The 22,813-nt window shown below is 64.5% G+C and carries 22 protein-coding genes and 2 pseudogenes; 7 read left to right on the plus strand and 17 right to left on the minus strand.

Annotated elements, in window-relative coordinates:
* Positions 1–349: 349 nt before the first annotated feature.
* Positions 350–646 carry an HU family DNA-binding protein gene (locus AC1Z3W_RS30115; RefSeq protein WP_483509625.1) on the minus strand — a complete coding sequence of 99 codons (297 nt, stop codon included), beginning with the start codon at positions 644–646 and terminating at the stop codon, positions 350–352.
* Positions 647–1,081: 435 nt separating this feature from the next.
* Between AC1Z3W_RS30115 and AC1Z3W_RS30120 the strand changes: the two genes are divergently transcribed.
* A complete protein-coding gene (locus AC1Z3W_RS30120; RefSeq protein ID WP_483509206.1) occupies positions 1,082–1,915 on the plus strand; it encodes a DUF932 domain-containing protein in 834 nt (277 codons plus the stop codon).
* Between the two features lie 129 nt (positions 1,916–2,044).
* Entirely contained in the window at positions 2,045–4,252 is a 2,208-nt protein-coding gene (locus tag AC1Z3W_RS30125; RefSeq protein WP_483509207.1) for a ParB/RepB/Spo0J family partition protein, read from the plus strand.
* A 47-nt stretch (positions 4,253–4,299) separates the two neighbouring features.
* On the opposite strand, the gene AC1Z3W_RS30130 is transcribed toward AC1Z3W_RS30125, so the two are convergent.
* The 4 genes from AC1Z3W_RS30130 to AC1Z3W_RS30145 all read right to left on the minus strand — a co-directional run bounded on the left by AC1Z3W_RS30130 (position 4,300) and on the right by AC1Z3W_RS30145 (position 7,410).
* A complete protein-coding gene (locus AC1Z3W_RS30130) occupies positions 4,300–5,010 on the minus strand; it encodes a hypothetical protein (protein WP_483509208.1) in 711 nt (236 codons plus the stop codon).
* Positions 5,000–5,707, minus strand: coding sequence for a nucleotide-binding protein (locus tag AC1Z3W_RS30135; protein ID WP_483509209.1), 708 nt, complete (start codon positions 5,705–5,707; stop codon positions 5,000–5,002). Before AC1Z3W_RS30135 ends, AC1Z3W_RS30130 begins: the two co-directional genes overlap by 11 nt.
* 12 nt (positions 5,708–5,719) lie before the next feature.
* A complete protein-coding gene (locus AC1Z3W_RS30140) occupies positions 5,720–6,184 on the minus strand; it encodes a hypothetical protein (RefSeq protein WP_483509210.1) in 465 nt (154 codons plus the stop codon).
* 917 nt (positions 6,185–7,101) lie between these two features.
* A complete protein-coding gene (locus AC1Z3W_RS30145) occupies positions 7,102–7,410 on the minus strand; it encodes a helix-turn-helix domain-containing protein (RefSeq protein WP_483509211.1) in 309 nt (102 codons plus the stop codon).
* Between the two features lie 175 nt (positions 7,411–7,585).
* Here AC1Z3W_RS30145 and AC1Z3W_RS30150 point away from each other — a divergent pair, with 175 nt between their 5' ends.
* Positions 7,586–7,981, plus strand: coding sequence for a hypothetical protein (locus AC1Z3W_RS30150; protein WP_483509212.1), 396 nt, complete (start codon positions 7,586–7,588; stop codon positions 7,979–7,981).
* Between the two features lie 68 nt (positions 7,982–8,049).
* Entirely contained in the window at positions 8,050–8,523 is a 474-nt protein-coding gene (locus tag AC1Z3W_RS30155) for a hypothetical protein (RefSeq protein ID WP_483509213.1), read from the plus strand.
* Positions 8,524–8,583: 60 nt separating this feature from the next.
* Here AC1Z3W_RS30155 and AC1Z3W_RS30160 read toward each other — a convergent pair.
* The 8 genes and pseudogenes from AC1Z3W_RS30160 to AC1Z3W_RS30195 form a co-directional block, all read right to left on the minus strand.
* A pseudogene (locus tag AC1Z3W_RS30160) lies at positions 8,584–9,056 on the minus strand (peptidylprolyl isomerase); the annotation flags it as partial.
* Between the two features lie 191 nt (positions 9,057–9,247).
* Positions 9,248–10,540 (minus strand): tyrosine-type recombinase/integrase, encoded by a 1,293-nt coding sequence (locus AC1Z3W_RS30165; protein WP_483509214.1) that lies wholly within the window; start codon positions 10,538–10,540, stop codon positions 9,248–9,250.
* 222 nt (positions 10,541–10,762) lie between these two features.
* Complete coding sequence (gene guaA / locus AC1Z3W_RS30170; protein WP_175824951.1) at positions 10,763–12,382, minus strand: glutamine-hydrolyzing GMP synthase; 1,620 nt, start codon at positions 12,380–12,382, stop codon at positions 10,763–10,765.
* Positions 12,383–12,489: 107 nt separating this feature from the next.
* Positions 12,490–13,098, minus strand: a complete 609-nt coding sequence (locus AC1Z3W_RS30175) for a hypothetical protein (RefSeq protein ID WP_124833124.1) — start codon at positions 13,096–13,098, stop codon at positions 12,490–12,492.
* 6 nt (positions 13,099–13,104) lie between these two features.
* Positions 13,105–14,565, minus strand: a complete 1,461-nt coding sequence (gene guaB / locus AC1Z3W_RS30180; RefSeq protein WP_044843752.1) for an IMP dehydrogenase — start codon at positions 14,563–14,565, stop codon at positions 13,105–13,107.
* Positions 14,566–14,616: 51 nt separating this feature from the next.
* Positions 14,617–14,799, minus strand: coding sequence for a hypothetical protein (locus tag AC1Z3W_RS30185; protein WP_057925403.1), 183 nt, complete (start codon positions 14,797–14,799; stop codon positions 14,617–14,619).
* 42 nt (positions 14,800–14,841) lie between these two features.
* A complete protein-coding gene (locus AC1Z3W_RS30190) occupies positions 14,842–15,678 on the minus strand; it encodes a DUF2182 domain-containing protein (protein ID WP_175824952.1) in 837 nt (278 codons plus the stop codon).
* Between the two features lie 30 nt (positions 15,679–15,708).
* Positions 15,709–16,461 carry a DUF899 domain-containing protein gene (locus tag AC1Z3W_RS30195; protein ID WP_483509215.1) on the minus strand — a complete coding sequence of 251 codons (753 nt, stop codon included), beginning with the start codon at positions 16,459–16,461 and terminating at the stop codon, positions 15,709–15,711.
* Positions 16,462–16,574: 113 nt separating this feature from the next.
* Here AC1Z3W_RS30195 and AC1Z3W_RS30200 point away from each other — a divergent pair.
* Together AC1Z3W_RS30200 and AC1Z3W_RS30205 are read left to right on the plus strand one after the other, a co-directional pair.
* Positions 16,575–17,792: pseudogene (locus AC1Z3W_RS30200) on the plus strand (helix-turn-helix domain-containing protein); the annotation flags it as partial.
* Between the two features lie 897 nt (positions 17,793–18,689).
* Positions 18,690–19,673 carry a DMT family transporter gene (locus AC1Z3W_RS30205; RefSeq protein ID WP_483509216.1) on the plus strand — a complete coding sequence of 328 codons (984 nt, stop codon included), beginning with the start codon at positions 18,690–18,692 and terminating at the stop codon, positions 19,671–19,673.
* A 73-nt stretch (positions 19,674–19,746) separates the two neighbouring features.
* Here the strand turns inward: AC1Z3W_RS30205 and AC1Z3W_RS30210 are convergent, their stop codons facing one another.
* Together AC1Z3W_RS30210 and AC1Z3W_RS30215 are read right to left on the minus strand one after the other, a co-directional pair.
* Positions 19,747–20,070, minus strand: coding sequence for an RnfH family protein (locus tag AC1Z3W_RS30210; RefSeq protein ID WP_483509217.1), 324 nt, complete (start codon positions 20,068–20,070; stop codon positions 19,747–19,749).
* Positions 20,071–20,074: 4 nt separating this feature from the next.
* Positions 20,075–20,512, minus strand: a complete 438-nt coding sequence (locus AC1Z3W_RS30215) for a type II toxin-antitoxin system RatA family toxin (protein ID WP_057925409.1) — start codon at positions 20,510–20,512, stop codon at positions 20,075–20,077.
* Between the two features lie 98 nt (positions 20,513–20,610).
* On the opposite strand from AC1Z3W_RS30215, the gene smpB reads away from it, so the two are divergent.
* Entirely contained in the window at positions 20,611–21,057 is a 447-nt protein-coding gene (gene smpB, locus AC1Z3W_RS30220) for an SsrA-binding protein SmpB (RefSeq protein WP_057925410.1), read from the plus strand.
* 247 nt (positions 21,058–21,304) lie between these two features.
* Here smpB and AC1Z3W_RS30225 read toward each other — a convergent pair whose 3' ends face one another.
* Both AC1Z3W_RS30225 and AC1Z3W_RS30230 read right to left on the minus strand, forming a co-directional pair.
* Positions 21,305–22,240 carry an SPFH domain-containing protein gene (locus tag AC1Z3W_RS30225; RefSeq protein ID WP_057925411.1) on the minus strand — a complete coding sequence of 312 codons (936 nt, stop codon included), beginning with the start codon at positions 22,238–22,240 and terminating at the stop codon, positions 21,305–21,307.
* Between the two features lie 33 nt (positions 22,241–22,273).
* Positions 22,274–22,708 (minus strand): NfeD family protein, encoded by a 435-nt coding sequence (locus tag AC1Z3W_RS30230; protein ID WP_057925412.1) that lies wholly within the window; start codon positions 22,706–22,708, stop codon positions 22,274–22,276.
* Positions 22,709–22,813 lie beyond the last annotated feature (105 nt).

A 22,813-nucleotide genomic window follows, 5' to 3' on the forward strand; every position in this document is an offset into this window, starting at 1 on the left:
TAACAAAATTAGTTGAAACGTAGTAACAACTTTGGTTGTGTGAGCGGCTGTGTTTCGGCGACATGCCAGAATGTCCCGAAATGAAGGGTAACATAGCCCTTAATATGTTCCCCTTCAGTTCTCGCGCTTCAGAACGCGACGTCAACGAGGGGGATACTCTCGGGCAGGTAGCCAAAGCGAATATTCTGGTCCGCGCAGTAACGTCACCACGTACGCCGATGTGCCCGATATTCTGGCGATGTTCAACGACTGTGGCATCCGACTAAGGCCAGCCGATCGCGCAATTGTGTAGACGTCTGCACTTTCCGCCCGCAAATCCGCTTTTCCAGCTGGCCTCCCCTAAACTGCCTCAAGACGCGTTCACTGCATCCTTGAACGCCTTCCCGGCACTGAACTTCACCGTCTTCGCTGCTGCGATCTCAATCTCCGCCCCGGTAGTCGGATTTCTGCCAGTCCGAGCCGCACGTTCTCCTTGCGAGAACGAGCCAAAACCGACGAGTTGCACGCTGTCGCCTGCGCTAACCGCATGCGTGATGACGTCGAGTACGGCCTGGATGGCTTCGCTCGCGGCGACTTTGCTCAGACCGGCGTCGGCCGCGACTGCGTCAATGAGTTCCTGCTTATTCATGAGTCGACCTTGTTCGATGAATCGAGCTTCCACCCTACCGCATTAAGGCACACCCGGCAAATCGAGCACGCATAGTCAAAGTTAGCGCTGCATGCGGATCGGCTGTTTCCGCTGAACACTCTTTGAGCGATATCCCTCGCACGCCTCTCCTCAGGACCCGGTCAACTCGCGGCATGGCATGCACCCGCCTCCCGGCTTCCCGCCCTTGACCCGCGACCGTAGCCAATAGCGGACAGCCATCAAGGGGCTCGGGACCGTGTTGCCCGCACCCCTCCCTCGCCTCTTTCCTTGACGCCTGCCCGCTATCGGCTCCTCCAGTCGCACGGGCGGGAACCCGGGAGCCTTGCGGCAGCAAAGCCAACCCCGAGTTCCACCGGAGGGTGCTCAGCCGCGACAGCAAAGCACGCCTCCCCGCCCGGTTCAGGTCCTCAACCTTGACTGTGGAGAACTGCCATGCAACTCGCTTCCTCTTTCCATTACAGCGCACCGATGTTGCGCACAGACTCGCCCCTCTCGGACGATCAGATTCGTCCTATAGCCCCGTCCATATTCGCGGACGGTAAGCACGAAAGTCGCTCCGAGCGCTACACCTACATTCCCACCATCGATGTCCTACGTGGTTTGCGCAACGAAGGCTTCCAGCCCTTCATGATCTGTCAGACCCGTGTGCGCGATTCCGGCAAGCGCGAATTCACCAAGCACATGCTCCGGCTGCGCCATGCCGACCAGATCACCGGCGAGGAGGCCGACGAAATCGTGCTGCTGAACTCGCACGACGGCACCAGCAGCTACCAGATGCTTGCTGGCACGTTTCGGTTCGTTTGCCAAAACGGCATGGTCGCCGGCGAGAACATCGCCGATATCCGCGTGCCGCATAAAGGCAACGTCGTTCAGAACGTGATCAACGGCGCGTTCGACGTGCTCGACGGTTTCGATCTGATCCGCGAACAAAAGAACGGCATGCGGGAGGTGACACTCGACCGTGATGAACAGTATGCGTTCGCCCGCTCCGCGCTCGCGCTGCGCTACGACTCGACCGACGCCGACGCACCCGCCCCCATCTGCGAAAGTCAGCTGCTGGCCCCGCGCCGGTTCGAGGACCGCCGCGACGACCTCTGGACCGTCTTTAACCGCGTGCAGGAGAACCTGACCAAGGGTGGCCTGCACGGCCGTTCCCGCTCGGGCCGCGCGGTGTCTACACGCCCCATCACAGGCATCGACCAGAACGTGAAGCTCAACCGCGCGCTGTGGATGCTTGCGGACGCCATGCGCCAGTTAAAGGTGTGACGGCTTCGGGGCGACGCACTCACGTCGCCCTGCTGCCCGGCTTTGCGCCATGACGCCCGTCGGGTCACGTCCTGACGCATCCGCACCTGACTGGCCCGGCATCTTCTTTCCTACTATCGGGAGTCGATCATGCAAGCCCCATCCGATGAAACCTCCACCGCCGTCGTTGGCGCTACGGAACCTGTCGCGATGCTCGAAACCAACTTCGGCAACGAGCAACCGATCGTGACCGTGCCGTATTCCAGCCTGCAACGCTCGCCGCTGAACGTGCGCACAAAACCGCCATCCGGAATTGCCGGACTCGCTGCCAACGTGCGTGCCAAAGGGTTGCTGCAAAACCTCGTGGTCCATGAGATCAAGGGGACTCGCGGGAAGCAGCGCAAGTATGGCGTCTGCGCGGGCCAGCGCCGCGAAGCCGCGCTGGACCTGCTGTTCGAGCAGAACCACATCGCCACCGACTATCCGGTACCGGTTCGAATTGTCAGCGAAGGCGAAGCACTCGCCATATCGCTGATCGAGAACAGCGAGCGCGAAGGCCTCGACCCGTTCGATGTATTGCGCGCCTATCAGATGCTGGCGGATGAAGGCCGTAGCGTCGACTACATCGCCGCGCTCTTTTCCGCCTCACCCATCACTGTCAAACGGCGCATGAAGCTCGCCAATGTGTCGCCCAAGCTGCTGGCGCTGCTGCGCGATGACGCGATCACGCTCGACCAACTTGCCGCGCTTGCGCTGGCGGATGATCACGACACACAGGAACACCTGTGGTTCGACGCCAACGAATGGCAGCGTCAGCCGCATTATCTCCGGCAGGCGATTACCCACGCCGAGATCGATGCGAGCCGCAGCCGCCTCGTGCGCTTCGTCGGCCTCGACGCCTACGAGGCAGCGGGCGGCTATGTTCGTCGCGATCTCTTCAGCGACGACGAGCACGCGGGCTATATTGCCGATGCCGACCTGCTGCAGCGCCTCGCCGCGCAGAAGCTCGACGCAGCCGCCGAGACGGTGCGCGCAGAAGGCTGGGGCTGGGCCGAAACACGCATCGAGCGCGACATGCTGGAGCTGAACCGTTACGGCCGACTGCACCCGGGTCAGCGTCCGTATACAGACGACGAACAGCGCGAACTCGATACGCTCACCACGCAGCGCGACGAACTGACCGACAAGCTCGACGCGCTACAAGAGGATGACGACGATGCCGATGAAGAAGCAGAACGCCTCGACGCTCAAATCGGGCAAGTAGAAGCCGCGATCCGCGCGATGGAGAGCCGTGCCGTCGTGTGGAACGCACCGCAGATGGCGGAAGCAGGCGCGCTCGTGATTGTCGGCTCGCAGGGAGAACCCGTCATCGAGCGCGGCCTCGTGCGACACGAGAACAGCGCCGCGCTCGACGCGGCAGGCGCGACTGTGACCGGCACCCCCGAAGCGAATGCTCCGGATACCGTAGACGCTCCGGCCAAGATCAAGCCCGTTCATAGTGCGATGCTGTGCCAGCGGCTCACCGCGCATCGCACCGCTTCAATCCATGTGGAACTCGTCGCCCAGCCTGCTGTGGCGCTCGCGGCCCTGTTGCACCACTTAGTTCCGCAAGCGCTACCCGAGCATTACGGTCACACCTGCGCACCGCGCTATCTGATGCTCTCTGGAACCAACAATCGCGATAGTCTTCTGCGCGCGGCGGACGACCTACCGGTCAGCCCGGCGTGGAACACCATCGAGACGCAGCGCACGCGCTGGATTGGCGAGTTGCCGACGAACCGAACTGATCTGCTGCCGTGGTTGCTCGAGCAGGATGCGCATACAACGCTGCTCGACCTCCTCGCGTTCTGTATCGGTACCCTGCTCGACGGTATCGCACCATCGGAAGCGCCACACGCAATCAACGCGCTGGCCGACGCACTGCGTCTCGATATGACCCGGTACTGGGCGCCAACGCGCACAGCGTACTTCGATCATGTCAGCAAGGCGCGCATCGCGGAAGTCGTGTCCGGCGCGGTTTCTCCCAAGGTCGCGGCCGATCTCGGCAAGATGAAAAAGGGTGACGCCGCGGCCGCGGCAGAATTGCGCCTCGCGAAGATCGCGTGGCTGCCGGAAATCCTTACTGACCGCGAAGTTCCCGCATCGCCCTCATGGGCCGCCCGTCACGACGAGGATGACAACGATGGCGACGACGCTGACGACACAGAGGCCGATGAGGACGCCGAGAATGACGGCAACCGCATCAACCATACGTCGCACGATGCCGAGACGTTCACCGGAACCATCGAACCACCGCCGTGGCCTTTCCCAACTACCGAGTCGGTAGCCGCTGCCCAAACTGACCCGGACGTCGCGTAACGGCCGATCCTTATCCACGGCAGCGACACAGTAAACGGCAGTGTGCTTCACGGCCTGCCGTCTACTGATCTGCCGTGCACCGCTTGACCCACCACACCCGACGGGTGGAGCCCCCACCATCCGTCCACCCAACCGCCGGTAACCAGCACCATCAAGCAGAGGACGATCGCGCCCGCCAGCCATAGACGTCGCATGGCACGTGCAAAACGCCGCTCCATCGCCACCGCCATCGTGTCGACCGCTTGCCCGAATGTGTCGATCGCCTCATCCAGACGCTTCCGTTGTTCACGCCCCGAGATCGCCGCCGCACCGATCATCCGATTGCCCGCCGAACGCACAACCTGACTGGCCAGTCGTGCGCCGAGCGCAGTCAGTGTCGCCTCATTGAGACTCGCCAACGCTTCCCGGTACCGCGCCTCATGTTCCTCAATCAGGCTCTCCGCCAATGTGATCGTCGCCTTGCACCGTACCAGCGCGTCGCGGTGCTGCTGCATCAACGCACCGTGCGCGCCGCCGACTTCCCGTCGCACCGCTTCGAGACTGCCCTCGCTCGCCCATCGAATGCGCTCCGGCATCGCCTCGTACAGGCGCGCGTAGTATTCGAGCACCGCGATGATGGACCAGAGCGCGTCGTTGTCCTGCAGATTCAGGACGCCAGACACCCGACGCATGCGAGCCAGACTCGCCTCGTCCGGGACCTCGCCGGACACCTCCTGGAACAGGCGAATCAGTGGCTCGACTGGCCGTCTACGGCTCATCGCTCGGTCCGGCCTTGTCCATCATCATCGAGAACATCGTGTCGCATAACGCTCGCCAGCGCAGCAGTTCCGCTCGTTCGCCGATGTGCATCGCTTCCGACGCAGTGCGAATCGACATCCGCTGACTCCGTAGTTCATCCGCGACGCGATCCCCGAGGTCCGGGAAGTCGAGTGTGCGTCCCCGTGCTTCGATCGTTTTACGGAGCTGCGACGCCTGATACAACGAGAACTTGTCCGGCGTACCGAAATGGCCGTTGCGAACCACATGGATTGTTGCATCGGGAAATGTCGGACTGAACGCGCGCAGTAGCTCCAGACTGTCGCGCTGCCGATTGATCACCCAGAGTACGGCTAGTTCGCGCCGCAGTTCGCCGAGCATATTGGCCAGTGTCGCGCCAAACCGGGTGACGCCCGTCTGACTGCGCGCCGCCGTATTGACAACAATCGCCGCATCCCGGCGTTCATCGCAGAAGTTGACCAGACCGATCCAGCCTTCTGCTTCGTCCAGACTATAGGCTATGCACGGTACCTCATCCTGAATCGCTTTCATCACATCGGGATTGGACGTGTCGGTTTCCACCAGCGCGACGGGGAGATCACGGCGCTGGAGGTAGTCGGCCAGCGCGAGCGAAACAAAGCTCTTGCCTACACCGCCCTTGCTGCCGCCCACTAAATAGATTGGGTAAGTCGTCGCCATACGCGTCGTCCTCTACAGGTTCTCGGTGTCCGGTGCAATCTCGAATGAGAACGCGTCCTGAATCACCATGGCCCCCGGTTTGGTGGTCGCCCGCCCGTTATCCTGGCGATCGCGATTCTCTACGTGGTTAACGCTCGGCGATTTCGCTCGCTTCGGCTTCCTGACTCGCAGTGACGCAGTAGGCTGGCCCGCCGGGACGGCCCGTTCCGCACGCCCGGCCTTGTGATCTTTCGCAACGCGTCGCATCGCGTATCGCAATGTGCTGGCGCTGATGTTGACGCCCTCTTCCGCCAGCTGGCGAACGATTTCTTCGAACGTGTAGCCTTTCTGTTGCGCGCCATTGATATGCGGCCGCATCGCACTTACCGCATCACGCACAGTGACGTGATGCTCGTTCGCAGGCTTCGGTGGCAGCGCGTCGAGACGGCAAGCGACCGCGTCCCATTGCGCTTGTGTAAAGTGTTTTACGACCGGCATGATCCGCCTCGACACACTGCCTTGTTGCCATCTTGCTGATGGCAATGATGGCCGTCAATACCAGAAAACTAGCCGGACTTTGGGCATCGGACCGCATGGGAACGGGGCGGAATTGCATGGCATAACGAAATATTTTTCGTCGTCGCGTCGCGACAACGCGAGCTTGCGATCGGCCATGCATCAAGTAGCAAACGATTGGAGCCGGACGAATCTGATCATATGAGCGATGCTTGAGGAGCAAACCTCTGTATTCGACCGATGCGACTTCCTCGGCATTAGCGTCGCAGCCTACTGGTTGAGTTCGCGCTCGCGCTGATGCCGTTACGTGTTCGACCAGCCGTTTTTGTTGCACCGTATATGGCGCCCCCGATCGCTCATGTCGCTCACAACACTTCGCTTTCCTACGTCACGTTATCGATCGATTGACATGATGCAGCCCGCGTCGTCCGCTGCTTTTTTATTAGATGCGGGTCATCTTGTTGCGCGAGATATGCACCCTTCCTGCGGGCGATGAATGCATCTTTTTGCAGCTGCGGCTGGATTTTTCTGCACGACCACACTGCATCGTGCGTGGGAATCGACGAACGACTAGATATAAGAACAAAAGACAAGGGATGGCAGGATAGGCTTGCGCCGGTTTTGGGCGCCATGCGCGCAATTGGTGGCGCGTCGGCGATGTATCGGCATGAAACGATAGTCGTGAAGGAGCGCGTTCGCGCCGATACCGGAGTGAGGCTCCACGTCGAGGCAACGCTCCGTCCGGCCATACTTGTGCAGGCTCGGTCGTTATCGTGCAGTAACGCCCGGGGATGAGCCGAACAACCTCACTACCCGGCCAACGCCGGCTGGAAATTGGTCAGTCGATCGCCGACCATCGTGTTTGCGAGAATGCTCGAACAACGCCATCGAAATCGAGATTACGTCTCAGCGGTGCCATTCTCTTGATCATCGAATGGTGATCCGGTCATGGCGCCCACCAGTGCTAACACGCCCCGCTTCTCTCGAGTCTTCAATTCGCGGAAGCCGGCCAGGAGTCTCTCCTCGTCGACGGTAAGAGCAAGCGTGGCCGAATTGGACACCCGGCCCGTCAGCACATACTGGACATCCACGCCGGCCTCGGCGATCCCCGCCAAGTAGTTGGCATCAGGATATCTGGCCCCTTTCTCGTAGTTGACTTGGGCATGCTGAAGCACGCCACCCGCTGCAGCGAACTCCGTTTGATTCATGCCGAGCCGCTTCCGCTCCAATTTCAGTCGGACGGAAAATATGTCCGATTGAGAATTTTTCGTTGACATATATCCAGTTGGCACCTAGTCTAATGAATGTGATCAACCGACTACCGATGGTAGCGGGAATATGCGACGAGTCCCAAAGACGGTAGTCCCTCATCCCGGAGGCACTATGCCTTTCACCTATGAAATCTGCGGTGCCTTGTCCGTCCTGGACAACTTCCGGCACTACCACGCCCAGCAGTTCGCCGAAACGATTGCCGACCCTGCCGACATTTACTTCGCGACAGATGCCGTCACGCATTCGCTCGTCATCCGCATACGCGGTGTACTGACCGACGACGAAGCGGAGATCATCGAAAACGCACTTGGGGAATTCTCCCAGAAATGGGCACGGACCGGCAGTATCTTCAGACGAGTGCGCTATGGAGAGCCGTCGTGTGTACCACTCGGCCTGGCCCTGCACGTGGAGTTGCTCAACGAACTCGCGGACGAGCACATCCAGTTGGAGGCCTTTCTCCAACGCCAAGCGCGGATTCTCGAGCAATTTCGACCGGTGGCGAGCTAGAGGGCGGGAGCATCGACATCCCAGCACTATCCGTCGTGCTAGGCAAATCCAACCCTCGGAGGCTCAAAATGGAAGAACCAGCCCCATACGTCCTGAGCGGCGCGCTCGCCGTGCAAGACGATCTTGAGGACGAGCAGCTCGATCGCGTATCCCGCCATCTGGGCGGCATCGCCTCGGTACACCTCAGACACGACGAGGTAGCGCATGCCGTCTCGTTGCGCATTTCGGGCACACTGATGCGCGACGACGTACGCTACATTGAGCAGCGCATTGAACGGTTCGCCGAGGAAAACGCACGCGCTGCCGCGATCCTGCTGAGCGAGTGGAACGGCGAGACAAGCGAACTCGTCGTGGGCATGAACTGGGACGCCCAATGCCTGATCCGGCTTGGCGCGGTACAGGAGCAGCTCGCGAAGCTCACTGAACGATATTTCGACTTCCTTCTCCGACTCGAACCGCCCGGCACTCCCGCTCGCGGCAAGCCGCTTATGTGCGTGTCTGTCGACATCCAAGACGAGCTCGCGAGAGGATTGTCGACCTAACGTCGCATCGCAAATCTCGCATTCACACGTTGCATCTCGCCACGATCCAACCCTCTATTGCTAAATCGCCGCGTTCTTGAGCAATCCGCCGATGAACTGCGCGCTCGCCTTTTCCAACGCAAGCGCCTCGAGCTGCTGACGGATCGTTGCCTGCACCTGGTTGAACGCCGGCACCTGTGTCGGTCGCCTCAGGTCGACCTTCAGGATCGCGCGTGCGCCGTCGACCGGAATCGACTCGGGTGTGATGGCGCCGGCTGACAATTTCTCGAGCGTCTGCGCGATCGCGACCGCCAGGCCCGCGGCCTTGCCGTCCGTCGCTCGCGTCTTAAAGCTCACCCACGGCAGTTCGCCGCCCGTATCGTGGCTCGGCGCGATTCCATATTGGCGTGCAAGACAATCAAACGCTTTGCCGGCCTTCAGTTCGCTCAGCACGGTCGCGGCCGTCGCCGCATCCTGACGACGATCAGGCGCGGCTTGTACTCGTACTTGCCGAGCGACGCTACGATCTCGTCGTAACACGACTTAAGAACCTCGACGATTACGCGATTCGCAACGCGCCACAACCGTGGTGGCCGGAAGAGACCTGATCGACCACCCGACTCAACTTTCGGTACGAATCCCTGCAGTACGGGCGACGAAACGCGGCGGGCAGAACGTCAACGAATGCGAGCGCACGTCAAGGAAGCGGGTTCGCATTGGCGCGCTACGTATCGCCGCCGCATATCTAGATTGACGCCGCGCCACTATCAACTTCCAATGCACTAAAGGCGGAATTGGGCCGATCCTTGATCCAACGATCCAACATGTCTGCCCACGCCTGCATCATCGTCCTCCTCTGCTCCGCGTATTCGGCCTTGTTGTATATCGCCCGAACACCACGTTGTTCATGCGCGAGGCATTTTTCAATCCAATCTGTGTTGAATCCTGCCTCGTGCAAATGCGTACTGGCCGTGCGGCGGAGATCGTGCACAGTGAACGGTTCGAACATCTCCCCGCCGGCGCAAATTTGCGTCACTGTACTGTCGATGACTCGATTCAATGTAGCCGAACTGATCGGTGAAGCGGTTTCATACCGCCCTGGATGCAGGTAAAAGCTTGAGCCGAAGCACGTTTTGAATGCGACAAGGATCTCAAGCGCCTGTTCACTGAGATACACGTGATGAGGGCGCCGGGCCTTCATTCGTTCCTTTGGAACGGTCCACGTTGCCGTCTCGAAATCGACTTCGTCCCATGACGCCTCGATAAATTCCGACTTACGGACGAGCGTCAACAGCATAAATTTGATAGCAAGGCGCAACGTCGGCATCGTGGGCGTCCGCTCCAAGGCGGTGAAGAAGATATGAATCTCCTCAGGGCTGAGCGCCCTGTCGCGCGCCTTGAACGTCGCTATCGCACTGGGGCGGATAGCGGCGGCCGGGTTATCGACCTTGATGCCCCGAGCCTCAACGAACCGAAAAACCTGTAGAACGATTTCGCGTGCGTGAACCGCTTGCGCAGCCGCACCTCGCTCCTTGATTTTCTCGCAGCGCGCCATCAATCGAGCAGGTGTGATTTCTTCTAACTTGAGCCGGCCAAACTCCGACGCGAGATTTCGCTCGTACACAGACTTGCGCATTGATCTCGTCGAATCAGCTAGGGTAGCCTCCTCAAAGTACTTCCCTGCCCACTTGCCAAACGTCAACGCCTCCGCTGCGTCGACGCGTTTTTCAACCTTCGCACGTGATGGACTTTCCCCGCGCTGAATCGCCCGAGCAGCCTGGTCGCGTAGTATGCGAGCCTCAGAAAGGCTGATTGCCATTCCAAGACCGAGTTCGTCTGGTTTGCGTGGCTTTCGTGCCGACAGCGATGCATCGTACCGACCGATAACCACGGTTTCGCGGCGACCGTTTAGTCGGTAGTCGTACCTGAGGCTCACTGCCCCCGACGGCATCACCGCTGCATATAGCCCGCGATGATCGGCGACCTTATAGATTTTCTCGGCTGGCCTCAGAGCGCGCAGCTTCGTGTCTGTGAGCATATTGCCTCCTCAAACGCATACCGTCGGCCGATACCGTCAAACCGATGTGACGGTATCGGACAAGGTCGTCCGAGGAGGAAACATCAATACCGTCAGCGGTACCGACATTTCCACATGGCATTGCGCGGATCGCAGCGGATCCCAGCAAACAATAACCCCCTGTTTTTTAACGAAAAAACAGGAAAAAACGGAACTCCCGGAACGACTTGGGAGCAGTCTAGATCATTCCCACTCGATCGTCGCCGGCGGCTTGCCCGAGATGTCGTACACCACACGGTTGATCCCGCGCACCTCGTTGATGATCCGGTTCGACGCGCGGCCGAGCAGCGCGTACGGCAGGTGCGCCCAGTGCGCGGTCATGAAGTCGGTGGTCTGCACCGCGCGCAGCGACGTCACGTAGTCGTACGTGCGGCCATCGCCCATCACGCCGACCGACTTCACCGGCAGGAACACGGCGAACGCCTGGCTCGTCAGGTCGTACCAGCTCTTGCCGACATCGGCTTCGCCGCACAGGCCGGCAGCCGCATCGTGCGCGGTCGCGGTCGTGTTGCGCAGTTCCTCGATGAAGATCGCGTCCGCGCGGCGCAGCAGGTCCGCGTACTCGCGCTTCACTTCGCCGAGAATCCGCACGCCGAGGCCCGGGCCCGGGAACGGATGGCGGTACACCATCTCCGGCGGCAGGCCGAGCGCGACGCCCAGCTCGCGCACTTCGTCCTTGAACAGGTCGCGCAGCGGCTCAAGCAGCTTCAGGCCGAGCGTTTCCGGCAGGCCGCCGACGTTGTGGTGGCTCTTGATCGTCGTCGCCTTCTTCGTCTTCGTGCCGCCCGACTCGACCACGTCCGGATAGATCGTGCCCTGTGCGAGCCACTTCGCCTTCGACAGCTTCTTCGCTTCGGCCTGGAACACCTCGACGAATTCGCGGCCGATGATCTTGCGCTTCGCTTCCGGATCGGTCACGCCAGCCAGGTGGCCGAGGAACTGCTCGGACGCATCGACGTGCACGACCTTCGCATGCAGGCGGCCCTCGAACATGTCGAGCACCATCTTGCCTTCGTTCAGGCGCAGCAGGCCGTGGTCGACGAACACGCAGGTGAGCTGGTCGCCGATCGCGCGATGGATCAGCGCAGCCGCGACGCTCGAATCGACGCCGCCCGACAGGCCGAGAATCACTTCCTCGTCACCGACCTGCTCGCGGATCTTCGCGACAGCTTCCTCGATGTGGTTCTTCATGATCCAGTCGGGCTTCGCGCCGGCGATCTGCAGCACGAAGCGTTCGATGATCTGGCGGCCCTTCACCGTGTGCGTGACTTCCGGGTGGAACTGCACCGCGTAGTAGCCGCGCGCCTCGTCGGCCATGCCGGCGATCGGGCAGCTCGGCGTCGACGCCATCAGCGCAAAGCCCGGCGGCAGCTCGGCAACCTTGTCGCCGTGGCTCATCCAGACCTTCAGCATGCCGTGGCCTTCGGCCGTCTTGAAATCCTCGATGCCGTCGAACAGGCGCGTATGACCGTGCGCACGCATTTCCGCGTAGCCGAATTCGCGATGGTCGCTCCACTCGACCTTGCCGCCGAGCTGCACGGCCATCGTCTGCATGCCGTAGCAGATGCCGAGCACCGGCACGCCGAGATCCCACACGGCCTGCGGCGCGCGCAGCTGGTGGTCTTCGTACGTGCTCGCGTGGCTGCCCGACAGGATCACCGCCTTCGGCGCGAACTCGCGGACGAAGTCGTCGGACACGTCGTTCGGATGAATTTCGCAGTAGACGTGCGCTTCGCGCACGCGGCGCGCGATCAGTTGAGTGACTTGCGAACCGAAGTCGAGAATCAGGATTTTGTCGTGCATGGCTGCGGACGGGATGAAGAGAATAAGAAAAGCAGCGCATGAAGCGCTGCATCAATAGCATGGACAACGGCGTCGTGCGGCAGGCGGCTCGCGCGACGCATCGCCGGTCAATCCTGCGACGGCGGGCGGGCGTCGAATGCGACGCTGCCGGACAATCGATCGGATGCGGCCGGCGTGGCTGCCGCGGCCGGCGCCGTGGGCGCCACCGGACGGCTGACGACCGGCTCGACCCGCTGCTGCGGTGCGGAGGCCGGCGCCGGTTCGGCCGGACGCTTCGCATCCCGAGCCTCGAGCGCCTGCGCCCTGTCCGCCCTTTCGCGCCGCCGCACGGCCGATGCGAGCCGCACGCCGCCGAGGCCCAGCACGATCAGCGCGACGCCGGCCATCGCCGACAGCACCCGACCGGCGGCCGCGAGCGCGGGACCGTTGCCGGTGCCGAACGACCACACGACCGTCAGCACGCCGATCAGCCAGTTCACATGGCCGACCGCACGCGCGACGGGCGCCGTGAGAACGCCGTTGACCGCCGCATGGAACGCGAGCCACGCGAGCCCGAGCAACGCAATGCCGAACGCCTGGCCGAGCATCGCCGGCTGGATGTTCGCCAATTGGAGCGCATTGAACAGCGCCTGCCAGGGCGTCAGCACGAACAGCACGCCGAACGCCAGCAGCAGCACGGCGTCGACGATCAGCACGGCTCGCAGCAGCGGTTTCATCGGCAATCAGTCCACGTGGTAGTTCGGCGCTTCCTTCGTGATCTGCACGTCGTGCACGTGCGACTCGCGCATGCCCGCCGCGGTGATCTGGACGAATTCGGCCTTGTCGTGCAGCTCGTCGATCGTCTTGCAGCCGCAGTAGCCCATGCTCGCGCGCACGCCGCCGACCAGCTGGAACAGGATCGCGTTGACCGAACCCTTGTACGCGACGCGGCCTTCGATGCCTTCCGGCACGAGCTTGTCGATGTTCGCGGAATTGTCCTGGAAGTAGCGGTCTGCCGCGCCATCCTTCATCGCACCGACCGAACCCATGCCGCGATACGACTTGTACTGGCGGCCCTGGTACAGGAACACGTCGCCCGGCGCCTCTTCGGTGCCCGCGAACATGCTGCCCATCATCACCGCGTTCGCGCCGGCTGCGAGAGCCTTCGACACGTCGCCCGAGAAACGCACGCCGCCGTCGGCGATGCACGGCACACCGGTGCCCTTCAGTGCTTCCGCAACGTTCGCGATCGCGCTGATCTGCGGCACGCCGACGCCCGCGACGATCCGCGTCGTGCAGATCGAGCCCGGGCCGATACCGACCTTGACCGCGTCCGCGCCGTATTCGACCAGTGCCTTCGCGGCGGCGGCCGTCGCGATGTTGCCGCCGATCACCTCGACGTGCGGGAAGTTCTGCTTGACCCAGCGCACGCGCTCGAGCACGCCCTTGCTGTGACCGTGCGCGGTATCGACGACGATCACGTCGACGCCGGCCTGCACCAGCAGCTCGACGCGCTCTTCGTTGTCGGGGCCGACGCCGACTGCCGCGCCTGCGCGCAGCTTGCCGTGCTCGTCCTTGCACGCATCCGGGTGTTCGGTCTGCTTCGTGATGTCCTTGACGGTCATCAGGCCGCGCAGTTCGAACGCGTCGTTGACGACCAGCACGCGCTCGAGGCGGTGGCTGTGCATCAGCGCCTTCGCTTCGGCGAGCGGCGTGCCCTCCTTGACCGTGACGAGACGCTCGCGCGGCGTCATGATCGACTTGACCGGTTCGTCGAGGCGCGATTCGAAACGCAGGTCACGGTTCGTGACGATGCCGACGAGCTGCGGGCCTTCGACGACCGGGAAGCCCGAGATGCCATGCTGACGCGACAGCGCGATCACGTCGCGCACCTTCATCTGCGGCGGAACCGTGATCGGATCGCGCACGACACCCGATTCGAAACGCTTGACCTTCGCGACCTCGCGGGCCTGCTCGGCCGGCGTGAGGTTCTTGTGGACGATACCCACACCACCCTGCTGCGCCATCGCGATCGCGAGGCGACCTTCGGTAACCGTGTCCATCGCGGCGGACACGAGCGGCATGTTCAGGGAGATGTTGCGGGTCAGCTTGGTCTTCAGGCTGGTGTCGCGCGGGAGAACGTCGGAGAAGGCGGGAACGAGGAGCACGTCATCGAAAGTGAGTGCTTTTTGGATCAGACGCATGGCAAATCCTATGGGCGCAAAAGCGAATTATACGCGAAGCGCTGCGAATTTTCACAACACGAACAACGGGTTAGCCGTTTCCAAGCGTTCGGGGACCGAATCGTTCGGTTCGCGGTTCGGTTCGTTTTCGATCGCCTTTCGTTTCATCCCGGCATCGCCCCATTCGCGCAGCCGGCCGGAATCGGGCCGATCGCACGTCGTTGCCGTACGATGCGGCACCTGGCGGCGGCGCATCCGCCGGCCTCGTTCCATGGGCGCTGGCAGCCCCTAACACCGCTAAACCAGCCCGCCCGCGGCGCACGCGATCATCGCTGCACCGGCCCCGATCGCGACGCCACCGACGACCCGCGCGACGCATTCGCCAGCCGGCGCCAGCCGCTCGGCGGCGATCGCCACCGTCACGACCGCCATGACGCGCAGGTCCATCATGCCGGCCGCCAGCGCGACGGCCATCAGGTTCCCGCAGCAGGCACCGCACCGTAGCGCGGCACGCGCGCCGTACCGCCACGCAACTCCGGCCCCGGCCTGCGCCCACCGCATGTCCCCGCCGCCCGGCGCGTGCCGGCAGCACGCGAGCCGGCGCACCTTCCAGCCGGAAAGCTGCAGCATGCCTGCTCCGAGCACGACCGCGCCGGCAGCAACCGGCATCGCGACAGCGAGTGCGGGCAGCCGTGTCGCGGCCGCCGCGAACGCTGCGCCCGCGGGAAACACCGCCGCACCGACCGCCATCCACACCGAGAAATACCCGGCGCCCGCAATCGCGACGCGCCACGCCGCGCGCGCGTCGCCCGCCGGGCCGAAGCCCTGCCGATATCGCCAGAGCACCGGCGCCGCTACCGGCAGCATCATCGTCACAGTCATCGCGCCCCACATGCCGGCGAACGCAGCGAACGCAGCGAACGCGCGCCCTGCCCGCCATCCGCACGGCCTGAGCCATCCGGCCGACAGCGTCCAGCCGCCCGCCATCGGCATGCCGCCCATCGCGTTCATCGATGCGTGCTGCACGAGCGTCGCCCACACGGCGGCGGCAAACACCGCGGCGAACGCGGCGCCGAACGCCAGCCGGCCGCCGCCCGAGGCGCCGGGCGCAGCCGGTTTCGTCGCAGAATTCATCGCCGGTTCCCACTGCTCGCCGACCTGCGCTCAACCGCGCGCGTATTCGTCATGACGACGCCACCACACGCCCGTCTCGTTGCGCCCGAGGGGCGCGCGATCGAGCCACTGGTACATCCCCCACAGCCCGTCGAGCCCGCGCGCATACGTCGAATACGTGTGATAAACGACGTCGGCCTCGCGCACGAACGCGCTCATTCCGGGCCGGTCGCGCGCGTACGTGGCGGCGTCGGTGCCGCACGTCGCCGCGAACTGCGCGACGGCGGCCGGCGGCGGGTCCATGTCCATCGCGTGGCCGGCCCGCGCATAGTTGTATTCGACGTCGCCGGTGCGCTGCTGCGCTTCCGTGAACGATACGTTGAAGTCGAAGTTGAACTCGCCGCCGTCCGACGACGCCCACGGAAAGTGCCAGCCCATCCGCTGCCGGTACGCGAGCGGCGCGCGCGACACCGCCGCGAGCGTCACGTCGTGGTTCGCGAGGTGGACCGCAAAACCGTCGAAGCCGTCGGCGAGCGCCGAGCACGACGGGCAGCCGGCTTTGTAGTCGGGACCGAACATGAAATGATAGACGAGCAGTTGCGAGCGGCCGCCGAACAGATCGCCGAGCGTCGCAGGGCCGTCCTCGGTATCGAACCGGTAGGTCTTGTCGACGCGCACCCACGGCAGCGCCTGCCGCCGCCGCGCGAGTTCGTCGCTCTGCCGCGTCAGCGACTTTTCTGCGTCGAGCAGCGCGCGGCGCGCAGCCAGCCATTCGGCGCGCGTTCCGGTGAGATGGTTCGTCATTGCGGGTTCCTCCTTTCGACAGGGATCCGGGCACGGCGCATCTGCCGTGTGCGTGGTGCTAGATTAGGGCCGGGCATCGGACCGCAGGGAGTGACAACTGTGTCGGGATTCGGATGGATTCGCTGATCACGGCCGCCGCGCGCGCGCTCGCGGCGGGCGACCCGCTCGGCGCGCTGAACCGCGTCGCGCTGCGCGACGACGCACCGGCGCTCGCATTGCGCGGCATCGCGATGGCCCAGCTCGGTGATTTCGAGCGCGCCCGGGCGCTCGTGCGCGGCGCGGCCCGCGCGTTCGGCGCGAAGGAAGCCGTCGCGCGGGCGCGCTGCGTTGTCGCGGAAGCCGAGATCGCGCTGGCGTCACGCGATCTCGGCTGGCCGTCGCGCGCGCTCGACGCCGCCTGCGCGACGCTCGACGCCCACGGCGACCGCGCGAACGCCGCGCATGCGCGCTATCTCGGCGTGCGCCGGCTGCTGCTGATCGGGCGCGTCGACGACGCCGAACGCCGGCTCGCGAGCCTCGATCCCGCGCCGCTGCCGGCCGCATCGCGCGCGGCGCACGAACTGATCGCGGCCGGCATCGCGATGCGCCGCATCCGCCCGCACGCGGCGCGCATGGCCCTCGCCCGTGCGCGCGCGGCTGCGCGCGACGCCGGCATCGCCGCGCTGACTGCCGAAGTCGACACGGCCGCGCGCGTGCTCGATACGCCGGCCGCACGACTGATCGCGCGCGGCGCGTCGCGGCTCGTGCTGCTCGACGAGGTGGAAGCGCTGCTGGAATCGAACGCACTCGTCGTCGATGCATGCCGCCACGCGGTGCGCGACGCGCGCACGACCGTGTCGCTCGCGCGCCGCCCGGTGCTGTTCGTGCTCGCCCGCCTGCTCGGCGAGGCGTGGCCCGGCGACGTGTCGAGAAACGCGCTCGTCGCCGCGGCGTTTCGCGCGAAACACGCGGACGAATCGCATCGCGCCCGCCTGCGCGTCGAGATCGGCCGCCTGCGCGCGATGCTGCGACCGCTCGCGAACATCACCGCGACACCGCACGGCTTCGCGCTCGAACCGCTCGGCCTGCGCGAGACCGTCGTGCTCGCGCGGCCCGTCGACGACCGCCACGCGGCCGTGCTCGCGCTGCTCGCGGACGGCGAGGCGTGGTCGAGCTCCGCGCTGGCCCTCGCGCTCGGCGCGAACCAGCGCACCGTGCAGCGTGCGCTCGACGCGCTCGCGGAAGCGGACAAGGTGCAGGCGCTCGGCCGCGGTCGCGCGCGCCGCTGGATGACGCCGCCGCTGCCCGGATTCGCGACGACCTTGTTACTCCCCGCGCCATTGCCGGGCGACCAGGATGGGTACACCAACGACGAGGTGACGGACATGAAACGCTCCACCGCAGACATCCTCCGCGAATACGGCCCGTTTCCGGGCGGCGACGGCGTGCACGGCGTCACGTTCGACGGGCAGCACGTGTGGTTTGCGTCCGGCGACAAGCTGAACGCGCTCGACCCCGAACGCGGCACGACCGTGCGCGCACTCGACGTCGCCGCGCACGCGGGCACCGCGTTCGACGGGCGCCACCTGTTCCAGATCGTCGAGGACCGCATCGAGAAGATCGATCCCGGCTCGGGCCGCGTGCTCGCGACGATCCCCGCGCCCGGCGGCGGCGCCGATTCCGGGCTCGCCTGGGCCGAAGGCACGCTGTGGGTCGGCCAGTACCGCGAGCGCAAGATTCATCAGGTGGATCCGCAGTCGGGCGCCGTGCTGCGCACGCTCGAATCGAACCGCTTCGTCACCGGCGTGACGTGGGTCGACGGCGAGCTGTGGCACGGCACCTGGGAAGCGGACGAGAGCGAGCTGCGGCGGATCGACCCGCGCACCGGGCAGGTGCTCGAGCAGGTCGACATGCCGCCCGGCGTCGGCGTGTCGGGGCTGGAGTCCGACGGTCGCGACACGTTCTACTGCGGCGGCGGCAACAGCGGCAAGCTGCGCGCCGTGCGCCGTCCCGCGCGCTCATCCGCCGCGGGCGACGGTGCGGCGGCGGCCGAACCGGCAGAGGACTGATCCGCTGATCGTCGAAGGGCAGCCCGGCCCGCCGCGATCCCCGGCAAACAGGACCGGATCGCGGCGGCGCTCGCGGCCGATGCCGAAGCCCACCCGCTTCCGAGTGCAGGAATGAACAAGACGCGGTCGCGCCGCCGTCGCTAACATGCGCGCTCGTCAGTCTTTCGTTCGGAGCAGTCGATGCAGCGCGGTGTGGTGTATGGCGTCCTCGCGGGCGCGTTGTGGGGCATGGTGTTTCTCGTGCCACGGCTGATGACCGACTTCTCGCCGCTGCTGCTGAGCGCGGGCCGCTATGCGATGTACGGCCTCGTGTCGCTGGCGGCGGCCCTGCCGGCCGCCCGCTCGCTGCTCGCGCGGCTGACCCGCGAGGATCTCGTCGCGCTCGCGAAGCTCGCGCTGATCGGCAACGTCGCGTACTACATGCTGCTGTCCGGCGCCGTGCACCTGATCGGCATCGCGCCCAGCTCGCTGATCGTCGGCGTGCTGCCCGTGACCGTCACGCTCGCGGGTCTCGGCGATCGCGGCGCGGTGTCGCTGCGGCGTCTCGCCGCCCCGCTCGCGCTGGTCATCGCCGGCATCGTCTGCATCAACATCGACCTCTTCACATCGGAAGCCGCGCAGGCGACGACGCTCGGCCAGAAGCTCGCCGGCATCGCCTGCGCAAGCGGCGCGCTCGCGAGCTGGACCTGGTACGCGGTCGCGAACGCACGCTACCTGCAGCGCCACCATCATTTCGGCGGCAACGAGTGGTCGGTGCTGTGGGGCGTCGTGACGGGCCTGATCGGCGGCCTCTGCTGGCTCGCGATCCTCGCGCTGCCGACCGGCACGGTGCAGGCGGCGGTCCCGGCATCGCGCTGGCAGCTGTTCTGGCTGCTGAACCTCGCGCTCGCGATCGGCGCGTCATGGCTCGGCAACGGGCTGTGGAACGCGGCGTCGAAGCGGCTGCCGCTCACGCTGTCGGGCCAGTTGATCGTGTTCGAAACGGTGTTCGCGATGCTCTACGCGTTCGTCTACGACCACCGGATGCCGCGCGGGCTCGAGATCGCGGCGCTCGCGCTGCTGCTGGCGGGCGTCTACGGGTCGGTGCGTCGCCACAGCGACACGCACGCTGGCGGCGATACGCCCGGCAGCGCGGCCGTGAGCGCAAACATCACGGCCCACTGAGCGCGGCCGCGCGTGGTCTGACGAATCGGAACGGTCGAGAACTGTGGAAATGAAACGGCGCTGGAGCGACGCGTCAGCGCGCGTCCTTGTGCATCCACTTGCGGCCCTCGATGGAGCCTTCGCGACGCGTCTTGTCGACGCGCCGCTGGCGCGCGAGCTTCGGATCGACAATCAACGGGCGGTAGATCTCGACGCGGTCGTGATCGGCGAGCGGCGCGTCGAGCGGCGCGAGCTTGCCGAACACGCCGGTTTTCGCATGCGCGAGATCGATCTCCGGGTGCAGTGCAAGCACGCCGCTCGCATCGATGGCCGAGCGCAAGGTCGCGCCTTCGGGCAGTGACACCGGAATCAGCGTCTGGCGATCCGGTAGCGCGTAGCAGACTTCGATCGACAGCATCGCGTCACCCTTTCCCGTAGCGCTGGTCGGCGCGCTTCACGAACGAATCGACGAACGTGTTCGCGATGTGGCTGAACACGGGCCCGATGATCTTCTCGAGCAGGATGCTCGAGAACTCGTAGTGCAGCGCGAATTCGATCTTGCACGCATCGGCACGCAGCGCAATGAAGCGCCACGAGCCGGTGAACTTCTTGAACGGGCCGTCCGCGAACTCCATGTCGATCCGCGTCGGGCGCTGCTGCGAGTTGCGCGTCGCGAAATGCTGCTTGATGCCCTTGAAGTTGATGTCGATGCGCGCTTCCATCCCGCTGTCATCCTGACGGCGAATCTCGACGCCGCCGCACCAGGGCAGGAAATTGGGGTAGTCGGCCACGTCGGTGACGAGGTCGAACATCTGTTCCGCCGAATGACGGATCAATACTGTTTTCTGGACATCTGCCATAAATCGCGCGGCATCGCTTGAGGTGAGAACGCAAGCCGGGCGATTCCCGCCCCGCTTTGCTAAAATCGTGATTTTAAACGAGTTGGCCCGATCCTTTCATGAGCATCATCGACAACAGGAAAGCGCACTTCGATTATCACATCGAGGAACGCTACGAGGCGGGGCTCGTGCTCGAGGGCTGGGAAGTCAAGGCGCTGCGCGCCGGGCGCGGCCAGATCAAGGAAGGCTATGTCGTGGTCAAGAACGCCGAGATCTTCCTGATCGGCACCCACATCAGCCCGCTGCCCGAAGCCTCGACGCACATCAAGCCCGACCCGGTCCGCACGCGCAAGCTGCTGCTGCACCGCGAGGAAATCAAGAAACTGATCGGCAAGGTCGAGCAGCGCGGCTACACGCTCGTGCCGCTGAACTTCCACTACAAGGGCGGTCGCGTGAAATGCGACATCGCGCTCGCGAAGGGCAAGAAGCTGCACGACAAGCGAGAAACCGAGAAGAAACGCGACTGGGAACGCGAAAAGGCCCGCATCATGCGCAACGGTACCTGAAACACACGCCCCGCATCGCAAACGACACGGCCCGCTCGCAGCGGGCCGTGTTGCTTTGGGACATGTGACTCGCGCATGCCGGGTGCCCGGCGGTGGCCGAGGCGCCATTCGGCACGCCACAGCGCCCGCTTCGGCTGCAGAAAAGGTGCCGACGGCGCCGCACATGCATCATTCCCGCCCCGACTGCGCGACGATTCGCCGCACGCCGATCACACACGACGGCGGCCCGCAGACCGCGTAGTCCAGCTCAGGCCTTCCCGGCCGAGGCCGCTCCGGCGCTTTTGACGATCGTCAGCGCCGACGCGATCGCGGTGCCGAGATCCGACAGGTTCGCCGGCACGATCAACGTATTGCCCTGTTTGGCGAGATTCGAGAACGCGCCGACATACTGTTCGGCGACCTTCAGGTTCACGGCATCCATCCCGCCCTGCGACTGGATCGCGTTCGCGATCTTCTGGATCGCCTGCGCGTTCGCCTCGGCCACCGCGAGAATCGCGGCCGCCTCGCCCTGTGCCTGGTTGATCGCGGCCTGCCGCTCGCCCTCGGACTTCTGGATCGCCGCCTCGCGCGCACCCGACGCGAGGTTGATCTGCTCCTGCTTGCGGCCTTCGGATGCGGCGATCAGCGCACGCTTTTCCCGCTCGGCGGTGATCTGCGCCTGCATCGCGTGCAGGATCTCCTTCGGCGGCGTCAGGTCCTTGATCTCGTAGCGCAGCACTTTCACGCCCCAGTTCGCGGCGGCCTGGTCGAGCGCCGACACGATGTTGTGGTTGATGAAGTCGCGTTCCTCGAACGTCTTGTCGAGTTCGAGCTTGCCGACCACCGAGCGCAGCGTCGTCTGCGCGAGCTGCGTGATCGCGAGCACGAAGTTGCTCGACCCGTACGACGCCTTCATCGGATCGGTCACCTGGAAGTACAGCACGCCGTCGACCTGCAGCTGCGTATTGTCGCGCGTGATGCAGACCTGGCTCGGCACGTCGAGCGGAATCTCCTTCAGCACGTGCCGATAGGCGATCCGGTCGACGAACGGCAGCACGATATTGAGACCAGGCGACAGCGTCGCGTGATAGCGCCCGAAGCGTTCGAGCACCCATGCATGCTGCTGCGGCACGATCTTCACCGTCTTCGACACGATCACGATCGCGATGACGAGCAGGACAACCCAGATGATCAGCGAATCCATGAAGTGTTCCCTCCTTGTTTTATCAGTGGACGATCAACCCGCCGGTTTCGCTTTGACGACGAGACTGTTGCCGCGCACGGCGCTCACCTGATACACGCGCGCATCGTCGCGCTCGCCGGCCGCAAGCTCGACGTCCCAGTCGGCGCCACGATACTGCACGCGCGCGCGGCCGTCATGCCACGCGTCGACTGTGACGGTCGAGCCGATATCGAGATTGACGTCCGGATTCATCGACGTGTCGCGCTTCTGCTTACGGCCGAGCCCCGAGCGACGCAGCACGATCATCGCGACGATCGCAACCACCGCCGCCGCGCCGAACTGCACGTGCGGCGCGAAACCGGCGAGCTGCAGCAGCGCGCCCGCGAGAAAGCCGAGCGCGATCATCAGCAGGTAGAACGTGCCCGTCAGCAACTCGGCCACGACCAGCACGCCCACCGCAACCCACCAGAACAGATGCCCCGACATCATTGTGGTCTCCCGAAAAACGGCCCCCACGCTCACTACGTTCGCTGCCCCCCAAGGGGGCGGTCGGCACTCTTGGGGCGGCCCGGCGAGTACCGACGGGAATGGCCC

The organism is Burkholderia sp. 10_S31, assembly GCF_056930375.1.